Source organism: uncultured Nitrospira sp., assembly GCA_902500695.1.
In the GTDB taxonomy this organism is placed as follows: domain Bacteria; phylum Nitrospirota; class Nitrospiria; order Nitrospirales; family UBA8639; genus Nitrospira_E.
In genome coordinates this window covers 52,255-53,460 of the sequence record CABVRQ010000022.1, presented here as the reverse complement: position 1 = coordinate 53,460, position 1,206 = coordinate 52,255, and the positions used below count along the sequence as shown (strand labels likewise).

Here is a 1,206-nt window from a genome sequence, read left to right as displayed (position 1 = left end):
CACCCATGTGCGTCCTGTTGCTCGGTGTTCCCGACCCATCCGAAATCCATCTGCCTCTTATCCCTTCCCGTAGAATTTGAAATGCCTTTGACATCTCTATTGTTTTGATTGCACCGATGGTGCGAGGGGTTTTTACTCTTTCTCTATAAAAGACACATCGGTGACCTTATTTTCATCATCAACAAATAGTACGACTTCTTGTCCTGAAGAAAGGTTTTTAAACTTATCTTGAATGAGGGTACGCACTTCATACTGTTGTTCTTTTTTCCCATCCTGTTGAACGGAAACCTTATTGTCTTTGAGTGGTTCTTTCAGGATGCCTGATACCTGTTTGAAATTCCCTTTTAGGGGAGATTTCTTTTTCTCAGGATTTTTGACTTTGTCCACTTCTGTCCCATTCTCAAATGTGACGTCAACGATCTGATCCATTTCATCAATGAGGAATATGGCTTCCGCGCCAACCGGGATGGATGCTACTTTGCTCCTGGCCAATGGCCTGATGGGATGCGATTCCTCTTGACCTTCCTTCGACTGAATGACGGCTTTTTCGTGTCCGGTCGCCAGTGGCTGAGCCAAAATCCCATGTACGATTCGATGATCGGACTCTTCACCTGCCAGATGAACATCCACAATGAGGTTTTGATCGTTGACGGTTATTTCAACCTGATCTCCCTTTTTCAGTGCGGGAAGCCCTTTTTCCTCACGGAGATTCATTGGTAAATATCGAGGTTGAACTTCCCCTGTGTCGACCTTGGCCTGTTCCCCTCTGACTTCTTCCACAGTTCCACTTATGACACGTTCCCCGGACAGGGATTCGCCTTCTTTCGTGTCCTTCCCTTCATGGGCGAACGCCACACCGGAAAAAACCAGACATCCAGTCAAAAAGCACATTGCATACAGACTTGCGGGACTCATAGAGCCTGGCCCGGATGGAATCTTTGATGTTTGTTGGAAGCCGGTCGTGAAAGGCATGAGGCACTCCTTTGGCTAGTAAAAAATTAAGAGATTTAGTACAGACATTTAAAATATATCCAATTTGTCTTCAAGGGAGACCTGAGAAAAACCCTGGGGTTGATTTTCACGAGTTTCAAAGGAAAGGGGAAATAGGCTGGGAGAACTCAATGCGGGGACTTTGCGCTATGAAGTCCCTTTTCCAGTCGGCGTCCTGGTTGATTTCGATAAAAGGAGTAAACCGATACAGGCTGA

General features: G+C 45.9%; 1 protein-coding gene. It reads right to left on the bottom strand.

All coding sequences use genetic code 11. The features are described from left to right. Positions 1-132: 132 nt before the first annotated feature. Positions 133-972, bottom strand: a complete 840-nt coding sequence (locus AAH187_RS07995) for a hypothetical protein (protein WP_342347921.1) — start codon at positions 970-972, stop codon at positions 133-135. Positions 973-1,206 lie beyond the last annotated feature (234 nt).

Coding starts and splice junctions, on each gene's coding strand:
- AAH187_RS07995 (WP_342347921.1), bottom strand. CDS start 972: ATGCCTTTCACGACCGGCTTCCAACAAACATCAAAGATTCCATCCGGG.